At 67.5% G+C, this 16740-nt stretch carries 20 protein-coding genes and 1 tRNA gene; 9 read left to right on the top strand and 12 right to left on the bottom strand.

The genetic code is table 11. From position 1 onward, the window contains the following. The first annotated feature begins 15 nt into the window (after window positions 1-15). The 5 genes from fdh3B (at window position 16) to AC5W54_RS04120 (ending at window position 3846) form a co-directional block, all read left to right on the top strand. Window positions 16-630 carry a formate dehydrogenase FDH3 subunit beta gene (gene fdh3B, locus AC5W54_RS04140; protein ID WP_495960802.1) on the top strand — a complete coding sequence of 205 codons (615 nt, stop codon included), beginning with the start codon at window positions 16-18 and terminating at the stop codon, window positions 628-630. Between the two features lie 9 nt (window positions 631-639). After that, on the top strand, window positions 640-1701 hold the full coding sequence (locus AC5W54_RS04135; RefSeq protein WP_495960801.1) for a formate dehydrogenase subunit gamma: 1062 nt from the start codon (window positions 640-642) through the stop codon (window positions 1699-1701). 99 nt (window positions 1702-1800) lie between these two features. Beyond that, entirely contained in the window at window positions 1801-2118 is a 318-nt protein-coding gene (locus tag AC5W54_RS04130; protein WP_495960800.1) for a DUF1244 domain-containing protein, read from the top strand. Then, the gene (gene moaB / locus AC5W54_RS04125) at window positions 2115-2645 is read left to right on the top strand and encodes a molybdenum cofactor biosynthesis protein B (protein WP_495960799.1); all 531 of its coding nucleotides are present in this window, start codon (window positions 2115-2117) and stop codon (window positions 2643-2645) included. Before AC5W54_RS04130 ends, moaB begins: the two co-directional genes overlap by 4 nt. Next, entirely contained in the window at window positions 2638-3846 is a 1209-nt protein-coding gene (locus AC5W54_RS04120; protein ID WP_495960798.1) for a molybdopterin molybdotransferase MoeA, read from the top strand. Before moaB ends, AC5W54_RS04120 begins: the two co-directional genes overlap by 8 nt. A 6-nt stretch (window positions 3847-3852) precedes the next feature. Here the strand turns inward: AC5W54_RS04120 and AC5W54_RS04115 are convergent, their stop codons facing one another. The 7 genes from AC5W54_RS04115 to AC5W54_RS04085 all read right to left on the bottom strand — a co-directional run bounded on the left by AC5W54_RS04115 (window position 3853) and on the right by AC5W54_RS04085 (window position 7182). Beyond that, entirely contained in the window at window positions 3853-4419 is a 567-nt protein-coding gene (locus AC5W54_RS04115) for an acyl carrier protein phosphodiesterase (protein ID WP_495960797.1), read from the bottom strand. Continuing rightward, the gene (locus AC5W54_RS04110) at window positions 4419-4772 is read right to left on the bottom strand and encodes a TusE/DsrC/DsvC family sulfur relay protein (RefSeq protein WP_495960796.1); all 354 of its coding nucleotides are present in this window, start codon (window positions 4770-4772) and stop codon (window positions 4419-4421) included. Before AC5W54_RS04110 ends, AC5W54_RS04115 begins: the two co-directional genes overlap by 1 nt. Continuing rightward, window positions 4772-5062 (bottom strand): sulfurtransferase complex subunit TusB, encoded by a 291-nt coding sequence (gene tusB, locus AC5W54_RS04105; RefSeq protein WP_495960795.1) that lies wholly within the window; start codon window positions 5060-5062, stop codon window positions 4772-4774. Before tusB ends, AC5W54_RS04110 begins: the two co-directional genes overlap by 1 nt. A gap of 43 nt (window positions 5063-5105) precedes the next feature. Further along, window positions 5106-5477, bottom strand: a complete 372-nt coding sequence (tusC, locus tag AC5W54_RS04100; RefSeq protein WP_495960794.1) for a sulfurtransferase complex subunit TusC — start codon at window positions 5475-5477, stop codon at window positions 5106-5108. Window positions 5478-5503: 26 nt separating this feature from the next. Further along, entirely contained in the window at window positions 5504-5896 is a 393-nt protein-coding gene (gene tusD, locus AC5W54_RS04095) for a sulfurtransferase complex subunit TusD (RefSeq protein ID WP_495960793.1), read from the bottom strand. Window positions 5897-5963: 67 nt separating this feature from the next. Next, the gene (locus tag AC5W54_RS04090) at window positions 5964-6632 is read right to left on the bottom strand and encodes a Bax inhibitor-1/YccA family protein (RefSeq protein WP_495960792.1); all 669 of its coding nucleotides are present in this window, start codon (window positions 6630-6632) and stop codon (window positions 5964-5966) included. 79 nt (window positions 6633-6711) lie between these two features. Further along, entirely contained in the window at window positions 6712-7182 is a 471-nt protein-coding gene (locus AC5W54_RS04085; protein ID WP_495960791.1) for an NUDIX hydrolase, read from the bottom strand. Between the two features lie 121 nt (window positions 7183-7303). Between AC5W54_RS04085 and AC5W54_RS04080 the strand changes: the two genes are divergently transcribed. After that, window positions 7304-7393: transfer RNA gene (locus tag AC5W54_RS04080), tRNA-Ser, on the top strand. A gap of 94 nt (window positions 7394-7487) precedes the next feature. On the opposite strand, the gene AC5W54_RS04075 is transcribed toward AC5W54_RS04080, so the two are convergent. Next, complete coding sequence (locus AC5W54_RS04075; protein WP_495960790.1) at window positions 7488-8138, bottom strand: metallophosphoesterase; 651 nt, start codon at window positions 8136-8138, stop codon at window positions 7488-7490. A gap of 163 nt (window positions 8139-8301) precedes the next feature. Between AC5W54_RS04075 and AC5W54_RS04070 the strand changes: the two genes are divergently transcribed. Continuing rightward, window positions 8302-8856, top strand: a complete 555-nt coding sequence (locus tag AC5W54_RS04070) for a YaeQ family protein (RefSeq protein ID WP_495960789.1) — start codon at window positions 8302-8304, stop codon at window positions 8854-8856. Window positions 8857-8872: 16 nt separating this feature from the next. On the opposite strand, the gene AC5W54_RS04065 is transcribed toward AC5W54_RS04070, so the two are convergent. After that, window positions 8873-10579, bottom strand: a complete 1707-nt coding sequence (locus tag AC5W54_RS04065; RefSeq protein WP_495960788.1) for a potassium/proton antiporter — start codon at window positions 10577-10579, stop codon at window positions 8873-8875. Window positions 10580-10747: 168 nt separating this feature from the next. On the opposite strand from AC5W54_RS04065, the gene AC5W54_RS04060 reads away from it, so the two are divergent. Continuing rightward, window positions 10748-12016: an ABC transporter substrate-binding protein gene (locus AC5W54_RS04060; protein ID WP_495960787.1), complete on the top strand. Its 1269-nt coding sequence runs from the start codon at window positions 10748-10750 to the stop codon at window positions 12014-12016. A gap of 11 nt (window positions 12017-12027) precedes the next feature. Here the strand turns inward: AC5W54_RS04060 and AC5W54_RS04055 are convergent, their stop codons facing one another. After that, window positions 12028-12804 carry an alpha/beta fold hydrolase gene (locus AC5W54_RS04055; RefSeq protein ID WP_495960940.1) on the bottom strand — a complete coding sequence of 259 codons (777 nt, stop codon included), beginning with the start codon at window positions 12802-12804 and terminating at the stop codon, window positions 12028-12030. A gap of 133 nt (window positions 12805-12937) precedes the next feature. Beyond that, on the bottom strand, window positions 12938-14851 hold the full coding sequence (locus AC5W54_RS04050) for a propionyl-CoA synthetase (RefSeq protein WP_495960786.1): 1914 nt from the start codon (window positions 14849-14851) through the stop codon (window positions 12938-12940). A gap of 371 nt (window positions 14852-15222) precedes the next feature. Between AC5W54_RS04050 and AC5W54_RS04045 the strand changes: the two genes are divergently transcribed. Continuing rightward, on the top strand, window positions 15223-15552 hold the full coding sequence (locus AC5W54_RS04045) for an ArsR/SmtB family transcription factor (protein WP_495960785.1): 330 nt from the start codon (window positions 15223-15225) through the stop codon (window positions 15550-15552). Window positions 15553-15561: 9 nt separating this feature from the next. Here AC5W54_RS04045 and sohB read toward each other — a convergent pair whose 3' ends face one another. Continuing rightward, window positions 15562-16602 (bottom strand): protease SohB, encoded by a 1041-nt coding sequence (sohB, locus tag AC5W54_RS04040; RefSeq protein ID WP_495960784.1) that lies wholly within the window; start codon window positions 16600-16602, stop codon window positions 15562-15564. Window positions 16603-16740: the final 138 nt, after the last annotated feature.

Here is a 16740-nt window from a genome sequence, read left to right as displayed (position 1 = left end):
AACCAGGAGATTCCCATGGCTCAGATGAAATTCATGTGCGACGCGGAACGCTGCATCGAGTGCAACGGCTGCGTCACTGCCTGCAAGAACGCCAACGACGTCGAATGGGGCATCCAGCGCCGCCGGGTGGTCACCCTCGACGACGGCGAACCCACCGAGGTGTCGATCTCGGTCGCCTGCATGCACTGCGACGACGCCCCCTGCATGGCGGTCTGCCCCACCGACTGTTTCTACAAGACCGACGACGGCATCGTGCTGCACGACAAGGACCTGTGCATCGGCTGCGGCTACTGCCTCTACGCCTGCCCCTTCGGGGCGCCCCAGTTCCCGCAGCAGAATGCCTTCGGCGAACGCGGCAAGATGGACAAGTGCACCTTCTGCGCCGGCGGCCCGGCGGAAACCAGGGAGGAGGAGTACGAGAAGTACGGCGCCAACCGCATTGCCGAGGGCAAGCTGCCGCTGTGCGCCGAGATGTGCTCCACCAAGGCACTGCTCGCCGGCGATGCCCAGACGGTGGCCGACATCTTCCGCCAGCGCGTGGTCCAGCGCGGGCACCCGGACGGCGCCTGGTCGGGCAACCCCCGCGCCGACGCCGATAACCTCGCCTATGACGCCACCCGCCAGGGGTAAGGAGGCACCATGTTCGTTTCCCATGCATGGCCCGGTCTCTGGCGGATGGTGGCCCTGGCCCTGGTGTTGCTGGTCGGCTTGGGTGCCACCCAGCCGGTACTGGCCCAGGCCGACCCGGACCGCGAGGCGGCCACCGCCGTCGGCGGCGTCTCGCCGGACACCTGGCGCCAGGTGCGCAGCGGCGAGACCGGCCCCAACTTCCGCGACAGCCGTGCCACCTCCACCTACAACCTGATCAACGCCAGCGGCGAGACCTGGCGACAGCTGCGCAACCGCTGGGTATCGCCCTTCGGGCTGATCGCCATCGGCGGCATGCTCGTGGTGATCGCGCTGTTCTACGTGATCGTCGGTCGCAAGGACCTCAGCGAACCGCGCACGGGGCGCAAGTTGCTGCGCTGGCCTCTGATCGTCCGTTCGATCCACTGGACGGTGGCGACCCTGTTCATCGTCCTGGCGCTGACCGGGCTCAACCTGCTCTACGGCAAGTTCGTCTTCCGGCCGCTGTTCGGCGACGCCGTCTGGGCGAGCATGATCTCGGCCTCCAAGGTGGCGCACAACTACCTGGGCCCGCTGTTCGGGATCCTGCTGATCGTGCTGCTCGCCCGGGTACTCAAGCACAACTGGCCGAAGAAGCACGACCTGGAATGGTTCAAGAAGGGAGGCGGCATGGTCGGCAAGGCTCATGTCGATGCCGGCTTCGCCAACGGCGGCGAGAAGGTGTGGTTCTGGCTGCTGGCCACGGTGGGCCTGGTGGTGATCGCCAGCGGTTTCGTGCTCGACTTCCCCAACTACGGCCAGAGCCGCGACACCATGCAGTGGGCCAACCTCATCCACGCCGTGGGCGCGCTGGGGCTGACCGCCGTGGCACTCGGCCATATCTACATCGGCACCATCGGCTCGGAGGGCTCGTTCGAAGGCATGGCCACCGGCTATGTCGACGAGACCTGGGCCAAGGACCACCACAACCTCTGGTACGAGGAGGTCAAGGACCAGGCGCTGTCCGAGGAGCAGCTCGCGACCAGTGACCGGCGCCCCGACGAGGGCGAGGAGCCGGCGCCTCGCTCGGGGTGATTCCGCGGGCATCGCGACGCTTCGACACCGCCTTCGGGCGGTGTCTTTTGTTATGCTGGCGGCATGCGCGACCACCACCATGATGCAGGGAGACACACCATGCAGCATCTCGACGACAATACCCGCACCGAGCTGGAAGCCGCGGCCTTCCGCCGACTGCTCAAGCACCTCGACGACAACAAGGACGTGCAGAACATCGACCTGATGATCCTGGCCGACTTCTGCCGCAACTGCCTTTCGAAGTGGCTGGTTGCCGCCGCCGAGGAGCGCGGCGCCGAACTCGACTACGAGGCGGCGCGAGAGTATGTCTACGGCATGCCCTACCCGGAGTGGAAGGAGAAGTATCAGGCTCCGGCCACCCCCGAACAGCTCGCCGCCCTCGAGGCTCGGCAACAGCAGAAGAAGGGACAGGCATGAGTGACGATAGTGACGCCTTCGTCCCGCTGAAGGTCGCGGTGCTCACGGTCTCCGATACCCGCACCGAGGAGACCGATCGCAGCGGCCAGGCGCTGGTCGAGCGACTCATCGGCGCTGGCCACCGGCTGGTGGACCGGCAGATCGTCATCGACGACGTCTACCGCATCCGCGCCCGGGTCGCGGCCTGGATCGCCGACCCCGAGGTGCAGGTGATCCTGACCACGGGGGGCACCGGCTTCACGGGGCGCGATTCCACGCCGGAGGCGGTGTCGGTGCTGCTCGACAAGCAGATCGAGGGCTTCGGCGAGTTGTTCCGTCACCTCTCCTGGCAGGAGATCGGCAGCTCCACGATCCAGAGTCGCTGCCTCGGTGGACTGGCCAATGCCACGGTGGTGTTCTGCCTGCCCGGTTCGACCGGCGCCTGTCGCACCGCCTGGGACGGCATCCTCGCCGAACAGCTCGACAGCCGCCATAAACCCTGCAACTTCGCCAATCTGGTGATTCCGGAGCGAGGCACTCATGGCTGACCTCAAGCCCGTCGAGGCGGCGCTGGCGGCCCTGCTCGACGGGGTCGTGCCCACCTCGACCGAGACCCTGCCCTCGGCGTCTGCCGCGGGGCGGGTGCTCGCCGCGGCGGTCACCGCCCGGCTCGACGTTCCCGGCTTCGATAACAGCGCCATGGACGGCTATGCCCTGCATCACCGCGATGCCGGGCAGTGGCTGCCGGTGAGCCAGCGTATCGCCGCCGGGGCAATGGCCGAGCCTCTGACGCCGGGTAGCTGCGCGCGTATCTTCACCGGTGGCGAGCTCCCCCCCGGGGCTGATTGCGTGGTGATGCAGGAGCGCGTCGAGGTGGAAGGCGACCGGGTTTGGATTCCCACGGCGATCCCCGCCGGTGACAACGTGCGCCGCCGCGGGCGTGACGTCCGCACCGGCACCCCGCTGCTGACCACCGGCGAGCGACTCGAGGCCGCCGCGCTCGGGCATCTCGCCGGCCAGGGCATCACCGAAGTGGCGGTGCGCCGCCGCCCCCGGGTCGCCCTGCTCTCCACCGGCGACGAGATCGTCGACCCCGGCCAGCCGCTAGCCCCGGGACAGCTTTACAACTCCAACCGGCCGATGCTCCGGCGTCTGCTCGAACGCTTCGGGGCGGAGGTGGCATGGACCGCCTCGGTGCCCGACAACCGCGAGGCGACCCTAGACATGCTGCGCCAGGCCGCCGAACGCGCCGAGGTGGTGATCACCACCGGCGGGGTCAGCGTCGGCGAGGAGGATCACGTCAAGGCCGCGCTCCAGACCCTGGGCCGGCTCAACCTGTGGCGCCTGGCCATCCGCCCGGGCAAGCCCCTGGCGCTCGGCCGCCTGCCCCGACCGGATGGCCGCGAGGCCCACTTCGTCGGACTGCCCGGCAACCCGGTGTCGGCCTTCGTCGGTGCCTGGCTCTTCCTGCGCCCCCTGGTCGGTGCCCTGCTCGCCTGCCCCGCGCTGGCCACCCTGCCGGTGCTCGCTGCCCGGGCGGACTTCGCGACCACCACCGGGCCACGGCGCCACTACATGCGCGTGGCACTCGAATTCGGCGAAGCAGGGATCGTGGCAAAGGCGTTTCGCGACCAGAACTCGGCGGTGCTCTCCTCCTGCATCGGCGCCGACGCCCTGGCGGTGATTCCCGCCGAGTCGCGGGTCGAGCCCGGGGACAGGATCGCCTGCCTGTGGCTCAGGGGCGACTGAAACCGGTCAGGGTGGGACTTCCAGCATGTCGTTGACCTCCGGCCACAGCCGAGCGAAGTCGGTCTCGAGGTTGGCGTAGTCCGCCTCGAGCCAGGGCACCAGCTCGGCGAGGCGGTTGGGGCCCGAGAGGCGCTGACCGATGCCGCAGATGGCGCGGCAGGTGAAGGTGAAGTCGGCATAGCCATGCAGCCAGTCCTGCTTCACCAGCACCGGCATCAGGGTGGCGAGGCGAGCCGGCGCCGGACGGTTCGCCAGCAGGCGATAGCTGCGCGTGACCAGCGCCGACTCCGTCACGTCGAGCCCGAGTTCGAGCGCGACGAAATGGTCCCAGACCAGATCGAGGGCGATGGCGGCATAGCGTCGCTGGGCCCGCGGCACCCTCTCGCGCACCTCCCGGGTCACGCGGTGGGAGTCGACGAAGGCGTCCACCCGCCGATGGTGACGGATACCCGCCGCTATCGCCGCATCCCACGCGGAGAGGTCCGGCCCCTTGACACCGTCGGCGATCAGGTTGCCGAACAGGAAGTCGTCGCTGCCGCCCCGGGCCAACCAGGCATGGGCCAGGAAGTTCATCAGAGACAGTTCGTCGGCTTGGGCAGGCCCGCCAGGCGAGCCGCCACCTTGGGCGGGCTGCCGGGGAAGAGCCGCAGCAGATGGATCGAGCGCCCCTTCTCGGGCCCCAGCGCCTGGCCCACCGCCTTGACCATCGGCCGCATGGCCGGCGCCATCTCGAAGCGGGCGTAGAAGGCCCGCAGCACCTCGATCACTTCCCAGTGCTCGTCGGACAGCGAGAGCCCCTCTTCCGCTGCCAGGGCGGCAGCCACCGCTGGCGACCAGTCGGCGAGGTCGACCAGGTAGCCTTCGGGATCGAGGCCGACCCGCTCGCCCGCCACGTCCACGAAGCGTGCAATTTCCGTGGTTGCCATCAGTACCAGCTCACCGTGCGCTCGGCTTCCTCGGTCAGCACCACGAAGCCATCCACGTCGACCACCTGTACCGACTCGTCGCAGTGCCCATCGAGACCACGCGCCACCAGATCCTCGCGCAGCGCGAACAGCCGCCCCTGGAGGCCGTCGAAGTAACGCACCAGTTTGGGCAGCGCGCCCTGGACCCCGTCCTCGATCAACAGCAGTCGATCCTCCGGGGTCATGGCGGCCAGGGCCTGCTGATAGACCCGGCTGGTGGCCGGGGAGCGATTCAGAATGTGCAGCAGCATGCCGGGATCCTCGGTACAACGGATGGCGTCGTCGGTGGCGCGATCAGAAGGTCAGCACCAGACGGTGCTCGCCTGGCTGGGCAGAGATCGCCTCGGCGGACAGCCGACGCACGGGCAGCATCAGGTCTGCCTCGCCGAGGCCGAAACGCTCGAGGGCGGCCTCTTCCACCAGCAGCGTCTCGATATCATACATCTCCAACATCGCCAGGGTCGCGCTGGTTCCCTTCTGGCCCAGTGGGCCGGCCTGCTGGTCCCGGAGCAGGGCGGTCACGCCCTCGCCCATGAACAGCAGCGAGACCCGGCGGCCGAAAGCGGCGGCGACCAGGGCCGCATCGAGCCCTTCGCGCAGGTGGTTCGTGCCGTGAGGGCCGTGACGCAGGATCACCAGCAGGTCGGGCGGCAATGGCTCGGTCATGGTCACTTCCTCGACTCGTGTGAGGCTCAGGGCCCGAAGGTCACCAGGCGGTCGCAGCTCAGGCCGAGGTCGACCAGCTGGCCCAGCCCGGTCAGCTCGAACGGTGCCTCGACGCTGTGCCCCTGCTTGCCGTGGCGAGCCGCTTCGCGTTCGTCGAGGAGTCCGCGGCGCAGGGCGGCAGCGATACAGACCTGCAACGCCGTGCCGTGCTCGGCGTTCAGCGCCACCCAGGCGTCGACCAGGTGTGGTTCGTCCTGGGGAGGCGCCGCCAGTCGGGCCGCATTGTGCACGCCGTCATGGTAGAAGAACACCGTCTCGAGGCGATGCCCCCTGTCCAGCACGGCGCGCGCGAAGCGCAGCGCGGTGTGGGAAGCCTGACAGCTGTACGGGGCACCCAGCAGCAGGATGGCATAGCGCATGTAGGGCCTCCGGAAACAGTCTGGCCCCGCCAGAGGGCAGGGCCAGCAGGGTCCAGCCTATCCGGGATCAGTCGCTGCTCGTGATGCCGAGCAGGGTCAGCAGGCTGACGAACAGGTTGTAGATCGACACGTAGAGCGTGATGGTGGCGAGGATATAGTTGGTCTCGCCGGCCCGGTGGATGATCTCGCTGGTCTGGTAGAGAATCGCCGCCGAAGCGAACAGCACGAAGCCGGCGGAAACCATCAGCATCAGCGTCGGAATCTGGAACACCAGCCCTGCCACCATGGCCAGGATCAGCACGATCGCGCCGGCCAGCAGGAAGTTGCCCAGGAAGCTGAAGTCCTTCTTGGTCACCAGGGCCACGGCGGAGAGACCGATGAACGTCAGGCCGGTCATGGCCAGGGCATTCATGATCAATGCCGCGCCGTTGGGCAGCGCGAGGTAGGCGCTGAGGATCGGCCCCAGGGTGAAGCCCATGAAGCCGGTGAAGGCGAAGGTGGAGAGCAGGCCCATCGCCGAGTTGGCGGTCTTGTGGACCAGGAACATCAGGCCGTAGGCACCGATGAAGAACACCAGGATGTTCATCCGCTCGATGCCCATGGCCATGGCGGCACCGGCAGTCACGGCGGAGAACAGCAGTGTCATGGCCAGCAGGCCATAGGTGTTGCGCAGCACCTTGCTGGTACTGATCGCTTGCGTCTGCTGCCGCGTCAGCGGAGTGTCTTGATAAGCCATTGATCCAGAGCTCCCTGAGTTTGTTGATCTAGGCACCCGGCTAGCATGCCCACTCGAAGTTCCCGGCGCAAGCCCTTGCTTATCCATGCCTCAACGATGATTCTTCCCTGGTCGTCGTCTGGAGAACCCGGCGTGCCACGTCGGCGGCCGTCTGGCAGACCTCCTCGCCGGCGGCATCCAGCGCCGCCAGGTCCATCCAGCACAGCTCGGTCGCGTCGTCGGCCGCCGCCTCGGTACCGCCCCGCCACGCCATGCGGATCACCACGATGACATAATGGGCCTGCAACCGCCCCTGGTCATCATGATCGAGCACGTCGATGGCCGTCAGCACCTCGCGCGGGGCCGCGCGGATCCCGGTCTCCTCGAGCAGCTCTCGGCCCACGGCGTCCTGCAGGCTCTCGCCGGCCTCGACCTTGCCGCCGGGCAACGCCAGGCGACCGGCATTGGGCGCGTGGCCACGGCGCACCATCAGGATCCTGCCGTCTTGCACCAGCGCCGCCGATACGGCGGCGATGGGGCGAACGCCTGTCGATGGAGGGTCGAGGGCCATGCTATCTCCCGAGGGTCGTTCGCTCTCATTCTGGCCCAAACCGGTCGAACCTGCTAACGCCTTGATCCCAAGGGGCTCTTGACCCACCGCCGAAAGCTGGTAATATGCCCCACCGTGAGCCGGAGGGATGGCAGAGCGGTTGAATGCACCGGTCTTGAAAACCGGCGAAGGTGAGAGCCTTCCCAGGGTTCGAATCCCTGTCCCTCCGCCATTATGCTCCATGAATCAAGCGCCTGCGGGCGCTTTTTTCATGTGCCCAACCTCCTTCCGATGTCCGACGACAGCCTTTCGCCTGCGCCGACTCCCTACGACAGCAGTTCCCGGGCCTCGACCAGCGTCAGGCGCCCCGTACAGAAGGCTCCCGTATCGATGTAGTGGACGTTGCCCAGGGTCAGCGGCTCGTCGACGATGGTGTGGCCGACGACGACGGCATCGATCCCCGCCACCGGCGTCTCGTCGCCGCGCCGGATCCGGGAGCGCCCCCAGACCAGTGCCTCCGGGTCGGCGTTCTCGAGGCACAACCAGTCCGCTGGCGGCTCGGCGTGCACCATGCCGATACGCCTCCCGGCGACCGCGACCTCGCGTGCATGGGGCAGGTAACGCAGCGCCTCATCCAGCGCCCTGCGCGCCTCGTCCACGCCGCTCCACATGACCCAGCCGCCACCATTGATCATCCACAGCGCCCAGGCATTCCCGCCCTCCCCCTCGAGCAGCGCCGATCGGGCCAACTCCTCATGATTGCCGCGTACGGCGTGAAACCACGGCCTGGAGGCGAGCCGCAGGCAGTCGAGCGACTCGTCACCGCGGTCGACGAGATCACCGACGCAGAACAAGCGGTCTTTCGCCGGGTCGAAGGCGACACGCCGCATCGCCTCCTGCAGCAGGCGGTACTGGCCGTGAAGGTCACCCACGAAGAAATCGCGCCCCCTGGTGTTCGCTGTGTGCTCGATCAGCATGGCCTGGCCTCCCCTTGCTCCCGACTCACGTTCGACCGTTTCCGCGCCGCGCCATTCGGACGACTCGCCGGCTTCCGATTCCATGGATCTCGCCCTCGGCGCCCCCAATCTATGTCATCATGGCCGGCACTCTCTTTTTCCAGCCAGCCGGGTACTTGGACAGATGGCATTGAAGGCAGCGATTCACAAGGTGCAGTTCCAGATCGCCGACATGGACCGGCACTACTATGCAGACCACACCCTGACCGTGGCTCGCCATCCGTCGGAAACCGATGAGCGCATGATGGTGCGACTGCTGGCGTTTGCGCTCCACGCCGATGACTCACTGGTTTTCGGCCGTGGGGTGAGTACCGAGGACGAACCCGACCTGTGGCGGAAGGACCTGACCGGCGCCATCGACCTCTGGATTCAACTGGGGCAGCCCGACGAGAAGGCCATTCGCCGCGCCTGTGGTCGAGCCGGCAGCGTGATCCTCTATACCTACAGCGGTCACGGTGCCGCGATCTGGTGGGAGCAACTCGCCGGCAAGTGCGCCACCCTCGACAACCTCACGGTCGTGGACCTCGACCCGGGGTCGGTACGCGCACTGAGCGAGTTGGCGGCGAAGAGCATGACGCTGAGCTGCACGGTGCAGGACGGCGAGCCCCGGGTGACCAGCCCGGAAGCGTCGGTGGAAATGGAGCTCACCGTACGCAAGCACCCCCGGGCACGTCGCTGAAGGAGCACGAGCCGGGTCAGTAGAAGCGCAGCCCGACCCGGGTGATCCTGTCGCCCTCGACTTCGCTGACCACCCAGTGGATGCCGTGCCAGTCGACGTCGTCGCCCACCACCGGGTGGCCGCCCACTCTCAGCGAGACGAATTCGTCCAGCGTCATCTCCTTCTCGCCGGGGCTCAGGGTCAGGCCGTAGACATCGGCGATATCCTGCATCCGGGCATCGCCGTCGAAGGTGAAGGTACCGAAGAAGGCGCGCACCTGCTTGAGCTTGGCCTCACCATTGAACAGCCGGTTGAGCGCCGGCAGATCATCGGTGCGGCCGATCACGCAGACCACGTCACCGAGCTGCAGCCGGGTGCTGCCCTTGGGGTGCAGCATGGCATGCTCGCGGAACAGCGCCGAGATCAGCGCCCCGGAAGGAAAGCGCAACAGGCGGATCGGCACGTTCTCGAGATCGGCATTCTCGATCTCGTAGATGAACATCTCGTAGTCGTTCTCCGGCAACACCCCGAGCGGACCGCGCAGGTTCGGCGTCACGCTGCGGGGCACCTCGACCTTCATCCAGCGGGCCATCCAGGAGAGCGTTCCCCCCTGGATCAACAGCGACATCAGTACCACCGCGAAGGCGACGTTGAAATAGAGCGAGGCATTCTCCACCCCCCCGATCACCGGGAAGATCGCGAGCACGATGGGCACCGCCCCGCGCAGCCCCACCCAGGCGATGAATCCCACTTCACGCCAGCGGAACTTGAAGAATGGCTTGATGGTGATCAGCACCGCCAGCGGACGCGCCACGAAGATCAATCCCAGGGCCACCAGCAAGGCCGGCAGGGCGTACTCGAGCATCTCGCTGGGGGTGACCAGCAGGCCCAGCACCAGGAACAGGCCGATCTGGCTGAGCCAGGCCAGGCCGTCATGCACCGGCAGGATGAAGTTGAGGTGGCGCCCGGGCTGATTGCCGATCATCAGGCCGGCGAGGTAGATGGCCAGGAAGCCACTGCCGCCCAGCACACTGGTCAGGCCGAAGACGCAGAATCCCAGGGCCAGGGCCAACAGCGAGTAGAGACCGGGGGCCAGGTCGACCCAGCGTAGCAGCTTGGCGATCAGCCAGCCTCCGCCCAGCCCGATCGCCAGGCCGAACCCGAACTGCTGGATCAGGAACAGGGTGGTACTCAGCGCCCCACCGATCTCACCGACCAGCAGCTCGACCAGCATGATGGTGAGGAAGATCGCCATGGGGTCGTTGGTACCGGACTCGATTTCCAGGGTGGCACCGACACGCTCATTGAGGTTGATGCCGCGGCCGCTGAGCATCGAGAACACGGCGGCGGCGTCGGTCGAGCCGACGATGGCGCCCACCAGCAACCCCTGGACCAGGGTCAGGTCGAAGACCCACATGGCCAGCGCACCGACCAGGGCACTGGTGATGAACACCCCGAAGGTGGCCAGCGAGAGCGCCGGCCGGAAGCCGACCCGGAAGGTCTTCAATCGGGTACGCAGTCCGCCGTCGAGCAGGATCATGGCCAGTGCCAGGTGGCCGATCAGGAAGGCCAGGGAATAGTCGTCGAACTGGATCCCGAGCACCCCCTCCTCTCCGGCCAGCATGCCGAGCCCGAGGAAGATCAACAGCAGCGGCAACCCCACCAGGGTGGAGAGCCGGCTGGCGAGCACGCTCAGGGCGATCAGGAATCCGCTGAGCAGAAAGAGGGTATTGATGACATCCATGGCGTCCTGCCCTGACAACTGGAGGCGCAATTATCGCATGCCGCGCTGCCCGTCGCGATGACGGGCCGTCGCGCACGGCGCCCCGAGCTGGCCACGATGAAGCGCCAGAGGCTAAACTGGCGCCGCGCCACGGGCGCACCTGCCGTGTCCAGCCGCTGGAGCTCCTCGATGATCACTCGCGCTCGCCGCCTGCCGAGCTGGGGATTCGCCTTGTCGTTCCTGGTGGCGCTGCCCCTGCTGTCCTGGCACCCCGCCGGGGGCGACGATGAGCCCTTGTCGGCTCCGGTGCCGGGTTACCCACCCCTGGAAACCGACGTGATGGTGCCCGCACTGGGCGACGCGCCCCCGGCCTCCTCGCCGTCGGTGGAGGTAATCAGTGGACGGGGCGCGCCCTCGACGGCGACCGGGCCAGCCGCACCGCCGCCGGAGGTACGACGACAGCCCGGTGAGTCGCCGAGGGGGGCACTATCCGAACGGCTCGACGAGGACCCTGTCCCGCCGGTGCCCAGCATTGCCCTGGCCCCGGCCGAACCCATCGCTCCACCGCCGATGAAGGCGCTCGAGGTGATGCTCGACTGGTACCCGAGCCCCCAGCATGCCGCCCTGATCGTCGCACGGGACAAGGGCATGTTCGCGCGACGCGGTCTCGACGTACGGCTGTCGACGCCGGCCGACCCCAACGTGCCGTCCAAGCTGCTCGCCGCCGCACGGGTGGATCTTGCCCTTGGCCGCCAACCGCTCCTCCACCTGAAGGTCGATCAGGGCCAGCCGCTGATACGGGTCGCGACCCTGGTCGACGGCTCGCTGGCCGCGCTGGTCGTCCGCGACGGCCTGGCGATCGACTCACCTGCCGACCTGGCCGGGCGGCGTATCGGTCATGCCGACGAGGACAGCCTGGAGATCCTGTTCCACATGCTGCTGCGCCCCCATGGCATCAAGCGCGCCGAGGTGGAGATGCACGACGTCAATTTCGGCCTGGGCCGGGCGATCAGCGAGGGCGAGGTGGACGGGGTGATCGGCGCCATGCGCCACTTGCTGCCCCGCCAGCTCGGCGATGAGGGGGTCAGCACCCACCTGATGCGGGTGGAGGATCACGGGATACCGCTGCACGACGGCCTGATTCTGCTCGCCAACCGCGATCGGCTGAATGGCCAGCGGGAGGCCATCCGTCAGCTGGTGGAAGCGCTGGAGGAGGCCACCGCCTGGATCCTGGAGCATCCCACCGAGGCCTGGGACCGGTTGGTGACGGCCGAGCCGGGGCTCGATACGCCGGCCAACCTGGCGGTCTGGCCGGACATCCTGATGCGTCTCAGCGCCAGCCCCGCGGCCCTGGATCATGGGCGCTACGCGCGCTTCGAGAGGTTCCTGCACGAGGCCGGCCTGGTCGAAGAGGTGACCCCGGTCGAGCGCCTGGCCGTCGACCCCGGCGCCTTCTGATCGAGTGCGGTTCAGTCCCGCTCGGCGAGAAAGGCGTCCACCTCCCGGCGGAAGGCCTCGGGTTGCTCGGCGTGCAGCCAGTGCCCGGCCTCCAGGGTCACCACCTGCGCCTCGGGCAACACCTCACGCAGCTCGGGCAGCATCGCGTCTGTGACGTAGGATGAGTGCGCTCCCCGCAGCACCAGGGTCGGCCCGGCGAAGGCGCCCTCCCCGGCCGGAGCGCCCATGATCGCTTCGTAGTCCGCCTGGATCTCGTCGAGCCCCAGGCGCAGCCGCAGCCCGCCCGCCTCGCTGCGCTCCAGATTGGTAGCGAGGAAGAGCCGCACGGCTCGCTCCTCGACATGTTCGGCGAGCAGCTCGTCGGCCTCTCGCCGGTTGGCGGGCCGCCCCTCGGCGACCCGACGCAGCGCAGCGAAGACGGTGTCGTGGTCATGTCCATAGGCGCGCGGTGCAATGTCGGCGACGATCAACGAGGCCACGCGCTCCGGGGCGAGCCGCGCCAGGCTGATCGCGACCTTGCCCCCCATGGAATGGCCCAGCAGGTGGGCCCGGGCGATGTCGAGACGGTCCAGTAGGGCGATCACGTCGGCGGCCATCTCCGCATAACCCATGCCCGCGGCATGGGGAGAGCGACCGTGGTTGCGCAGGTCCACCGTGATCACCCGGCGCCGCTCCTGCCACGCCTTCACGTGGGAGCGCCAGTTGTCGGCGCTGCCAAACAGGCCGTGGATGACCACCAGCGGGATGCCCCCTCCTCCGGTATCCACATGATTGAGTGCGATGGGCATGGCGATCTCCTCGGCGGTGGTGGCATCAGGGGCGAGCAGGGCGCGCATTATACGGCCTCGCGGCGCGCCTGGCCATGTCGCGCGTCGGCGCCGCCCACCAGGGGCGGCGCGGGTCGCACGGCCGGTCCGGCCGTCAGACCTGACGGGCCTGGTGGGCCGCCCCCACGGCGCGCACCTTCATCGCCTCATGGACGTCCTGGAGGCTTGCCGGGTCGTCGATGGTCGAGGGGACGCCGAACTCCTTGCCGTCGGCGATGTTGCGCAGCAGCTTGCGCAGGATCTTGCCGGACCGGGTCTTGGGCAGCCGATCGACCACCAGTACCTGCTTGAAGCAGGCGATGGGCCCGATCCTCTCGCGCACCAGGGCGATCAGCGCCTCTTCCAGGGCCACCTCGTCCCCGTCGAAGCCATCCTTGGGTATCACCAGGCCCACCGGCAGCTGCCCCTTGAGGGCGTCATGGATTCCGATGACCGCGCACTCGGCGACCGCCGGATGCGCGCCGACCACTTCCTCCATCTCGCCGGTGGAGAGGCGATGACCGGCAATGTTGATCACGTCATCGGTACGCCCCATGATGAAGAGATAGCCATCCTCGTCGAAGTAGCCGCCGTCGCCGGTGAGGTAGTAGCCGGGGAAGGCCGCCATGTAGGCGCTGTGGAAGCGCCGCGGGTCGCCCCACACCCCCACCAGGCACCCCGGCGGCATCGGTTGCTTGATCACCACGCTGCCCTGCTCCATGGCCGCGGCCGGCTCGCCTTCGCGATCGAGGATCTGCACGTCGAAACCGGGCACCGGCACCGTCGCCGAGCCGGCCTTGGTCGGCATCGGCTCGAGCCCCTGCAGGTTGGCAGCGATGGGCCAGCCGGTCTCGGTCTGCCACCAGTGGTCGATCACCGGCACGTCCAGCAGATCATCGAGCCAGTGAAAGGTCGGCGGGTCGAGGCGCTCGCCGGCGAGGAACAGCGACTCGAGGCAGGAGATATCGTACGCCTCGAGCAACTTGCCGTCCGGGTCCTCCTTCTTGATCGCCCGGAAGGCAGTCGGTGCGGTGAAGAAACTCTTTACCCGATACTCCGCGATCAGCCGCCAGAAGGCGCCGGCATCCGGGGTCTTCACCGGCTTGCCTTCGTAGACCACGGTGGTACAGCCGCGCAGCAGCGGCGCGTAGACAATGTAGGAGTGGCCGACCACCCAGCCCACGTCGGAAGCCGAGAAGAACACCTCGCCCGGCGCCATGTCGTAGATGGCCTCCATGGAGTAGTGCAGCGCCACGGCATAGCCCGCGGTGTCGCGCACCACACCCTTCGGCTTGCCGGTCGTCCCCGAGGTATAGAGGACATAGAGCGGGTCGCCCCCCTTCACCGGCACGCAGTCGGCCGGCTCGGCACCGGCCACCAGAACCTCCCAGTCGTGGTCGCGCCCGGCCAGCAACTCGGCGGTCTCCTGTTCGCGCTGCAGCACCACGCAGGCCTCCGGCTTGTGGGTGCTCTGTTCGATGGCAGCGTCGACGATCGGCTTGTAGGGGATGACCCGGTCGACCTCCACTCCGCAGGAGGCCACCACCACCACCCGGGGTTCGGCGTCCTCGATGCGCACCGCCAATTCGTGGGGGGCGAAACCGCCGAACACCACCGAATGCACCGCGCCGAGGCGGGCACAGGCGTACATCGCCACCAGGGCCTCCGGCACCATGGGCATGTAGATCACCACCCGGTCCCCCTTCTCGACGCCCAACGCCTTGAGCGCCCCGGCGAAGCGCGCCACCTGGTCGCGCATCTCGGCATAAGTGATGACGCGCTTGCGGCCGGTGACCGGCGAGTCCCAGAAGATGGCCGCCTGGTCGCCACGCCCCTGCTCCACGTGGTGGTCCAGGGCCGCATGGCAGAGATTGAGCTCGCCATCGACGAACCAGCGGGCATGCCCGGCCTCGTCGTACTCGAGAATGGTCGTGGGTGGCGTGAACCAGGGAACCCGACGGGCCTGCTCGGCCCAGAAGGCCTCGGGTTGGTCGATGGAGCGGCGGAATTCGCTGTGATAGGGGCTCATGGGCGTCCTGTCTGGCATCGAGTGACATCGGGAATTGTTGACACTCTAGAGGAAAATCACGGCCATGCCCTCATACCATCGGCTAATCTGCGACAAAAGATGAAGAGCTTCGGTCTGCATTGTCGACAACCGCATAGGCTGGATCACAGATTGTCCGCGCTCGCCATTGAACCATCGTTAAATCTCGGCTTGGCTTGAGCCTGCGGTGGGCTATACTTGAGCAATGGTTAAAACAGGAAATGCCTGGTTGTCAGGATAGTTCGTTGCCAGGGAGGGTCGGGGAAGCGTCAGCCACGCCTCGACCGCCGGCGATTGCCGGGTTGCAAGGCTTGGTGCCGGGGCCACAGGTCTGCCAGCGTAGGGGGATCATCATGAGCACCTCTGACAGCGTCGCCTCTCGCCTGCTCGATGGCGGGGATCCGATCATCGATCAGGCCACCACACTGCTCAAGGCCATGGCCAACGACAATCGCCTGAGGATCCTGTGCCTGCTCGACGGCAACGAACTGTCGGTGACGGAGCTCAACCAGCGGCTCAGCCTGAGCCAGTCGGCCCTCTCCCAGCACCTGGCGATCCTGCGCCGCGAAGGCCTGGTCAGCACCCGGCGAGCGTCCCAGACCATCTACTACTCACTGCAGGGCGAAAGCGCCCGCACCGTGATCGAGGCACTGGGGCGCCTGGGCTTCGACACGTCGGCATGATATGCCCTGTCAGCGCTTCTGCCAGCGACTGGCGTCGAGTACTTCGAGACCACGCTCGATGGCCCGCTCCACGCCGCGCGAGACGGCCAGACCGAGGCGCTCACCCAGCTTGCGCTTCGGCTCCAGCTTCACGCTGACCACCCGGGCATCCTGCATCCGCTCGGCCAGGTAGGCCTCGCTGGTCCCCAGGGCGTCGACCAGCCCCTGCTCGAGGGCCTCACTGCCATACCACACCTCGCCGGTGGCCACCGCCTCGATATCGAGATGCTGACGACGCTCGGCCACATGGCGCTTGAACAGCGAATGAATGGTTTCCAGGTCTTCGAGAAACTTCTCTCGCCCCTCCTCGGTGTTCTCGCCGAATACCGTCAGGGTCCGCTTGTAGCGTCCGGCGGTGAGCAACTCGACGTCGATGTCGTGGCGCTTGAGCAGCCGGTGGACATTGGGTAACTGGGCCACCACGCCGATGGAGCCGAGCACCGCGAAGGGCGCCGCGCGCAGCTGATCGGCGGCACAGGCCATCAGGTAGCCACCGCTGGCCGCCACCTTGTCGACACAGACGGTGGTGCGCAACTTCGCCTCGCGCAGACGATCGACCTCGGCGGCGGCCAGGCCATAGGCGTGCACCAGCCCCCCGGCCGACTCCAGGCGTATCACCACTTCATCCTCCTCCCTGGCGGCATCCAGCAGCGCCGAGACCTCCTGGCCGAGACGCCCGGTCGCACTGGCCCGGATGTCGCCATGGAAGTCGAGCACCCAGACCGTCTGCCGCTGCTCCCCCTTGCCCTTGCGACTGCGTCGGTCACGAGACTTGTCATCCTTGCGAAAGCCCTTGAGCAGGCGCTTGCGTTCGCCGGGCTCGCTGGCGGCCATGGTCAGGCGCCGGCGCCGATACTCGCGGCTCGTGTTGAGCTCCTCGATGCGCAGCCGGGTGCGTTCGCCCACTTCGCCACGGGCCTTCACCACGACGGCGACCACCAGGCCGCCGATCACCACCAGGCTCAACACCTGGGCCAGGAACATGCCGAAATCCGTCAACCACTCGTTCACCGGGCTCTCCTCGCGTCTCGGTTCTCTCGCCTCCCAGCCAAGCATGAAGCGACAGCGGGAGCAATGCTTGATTGAAACGTCCGTTTGAAATATTCTCGGGTACATCGACGCTGGCGACCGCGCCTCCCCCTTTCCCTA

The organism is Halomonas sp. LMYGS-3 (assembly GCF_059509875.1).
This window is presented reverse-complemented; position numbering and strand designations above follow the sequence as displayed.

Excerpts from the sequence above, each read along its gene's own strand:
- fdh3B (WP_495960802.1), top strand. The coding sequence starts at position 16 with ATGGCTCAGATGAAATTCATGTGCGACGCGGAACGCTGCATCGAGTGC.
- AC5W54_RS04135 (WP_495960801.1), top strand. The coding sequence starts at position 640 with ATGTTCGTTTCCCATGCATGGCCCGGTCTCTGGCGGATGGTGGCCCTG.
- AC5W54_RS04130 (WP_495960800.1), top strand. The coding sequence starts at position 1,801 with ATGCAGCATCTCGACGACAATACCCGCACCGAGCTGGAAGCCGCGGCC.
- moaB (WP_495960799.1), top strand. The coding sequence starts at position 2,115 with ATGAGTGACGATAGTGACGCCTTCGTCCCGCTGAAGGTCGCGGTGCTC.
- AC5W54_RS04120 (WP_495960798.1), top strand. The coding sequence starts at position 2,638 with ATGGCTGACCTCAAGCCCGTCGAGGCGGCGCTGGCGGCCCTGCTCGAC.
- AC5W54_RS04115 (WP_495960797.1), bottom strand. The coding sequence starts at position 4,419 with ATGAACTTCCTGGCCCATGCCTGGTTGGCCCGGGGCGGCAGCGACGAC.
- AC5W54_RS04110 (WP_495960796.1), bottom strand. The coding sequence starts at position 4,772 with ATGGCAACCACGGAAATTGCACGCTTCGTGGACGTGGCGGGCGAGCGG.
- tusB (WP_495960795.1), bottom strand. The coding sequence starts at position 5,062 with ATGCTGCTGCACATTCTGAATCGCTCCCCGGCCACCAGCCGGGTCTAT.
- tusC (WP_495960794.1), bottom strand. The coding sequence starts at position 5,477 with ATGACCGAGCCATTGCCGCCCGACCTGCTGGTGATCCTGCGTCACGGC.
- tusD (WP_495960793.1), bottom strand. The coding sequence starts at position 5,896 with ATGCGCTATGCCATCCTGCTGCTGGGTGCCCCGTACAGCTGTCAGGCT.
- AC5W54_RS04090 (WP_495960792.1), bottom strand. The coding sequence starts at position 6,632 with ATGGCTTATCAAGACACTCCGCTGACGCGGCAGCAGACGCAAGCGATC.
- AC5W54_RS04085 (WP_495960791.1), bottom strand. The coding sequence starts at position 7,182 with ATGGCCCTCGACCCTCCATCGACAGGCGTTCGCCCCATCGCCGCCGTA.
- AC5W54_RS04075 (WP_495960790.1), bottom strand. The coding sequence starts at position 8,138 with ATGCTGATCGAGCACACAGCGAACACCAGGGGGCGCGATTTCTTCGTG.
- AC5W54_RS04070 (WP_495960789.1), top strand. The coding sequence starts at position 8,302 with ATGGCATTGAAGGCAGCGATTCACAAGGTGCAGTTCCAGATCGCCGAC.
- AC5W54_RS04065 (WP_495960788.1), bottom strand. The coding sequence starts at position 10,579 with ATGGATGTCATCAATACCCTCTTTCTGCTCAGCGGATTCCTGATCGCC.
- AC5W54_RS04060 (WP_495960787.1), top strand. The coding sequence starts at position 10,748 with ATGATCACTCGCGCTCGCCGCCTGCCGAGCTGGGGATTCGCCTTGTCG.
- AC5W54_RS04055 (WP_495960940.1), bottom strand. The coding sequence starts at position 12,804 with ATGCCCATCGCACTCAATCATGTGGATACCGGAGGAGGGGGCATCCCG.
- AC5W54_RS04050 (WP_495960786.1), bottom strand. The coding sequence starts at position 14,851 with ATGAGCCCCTATCACAGCGAATTCCGCCGCTCCATCGACCAACCCGAG.
- AC5W54_RS04045 (WP_495960785.1), top strand. The coding sequence starts at position 15,223 with ATGAGCACCTCTGACAGCGTCGCCTCTCGCCTGCTCGATGGCGGGGAT.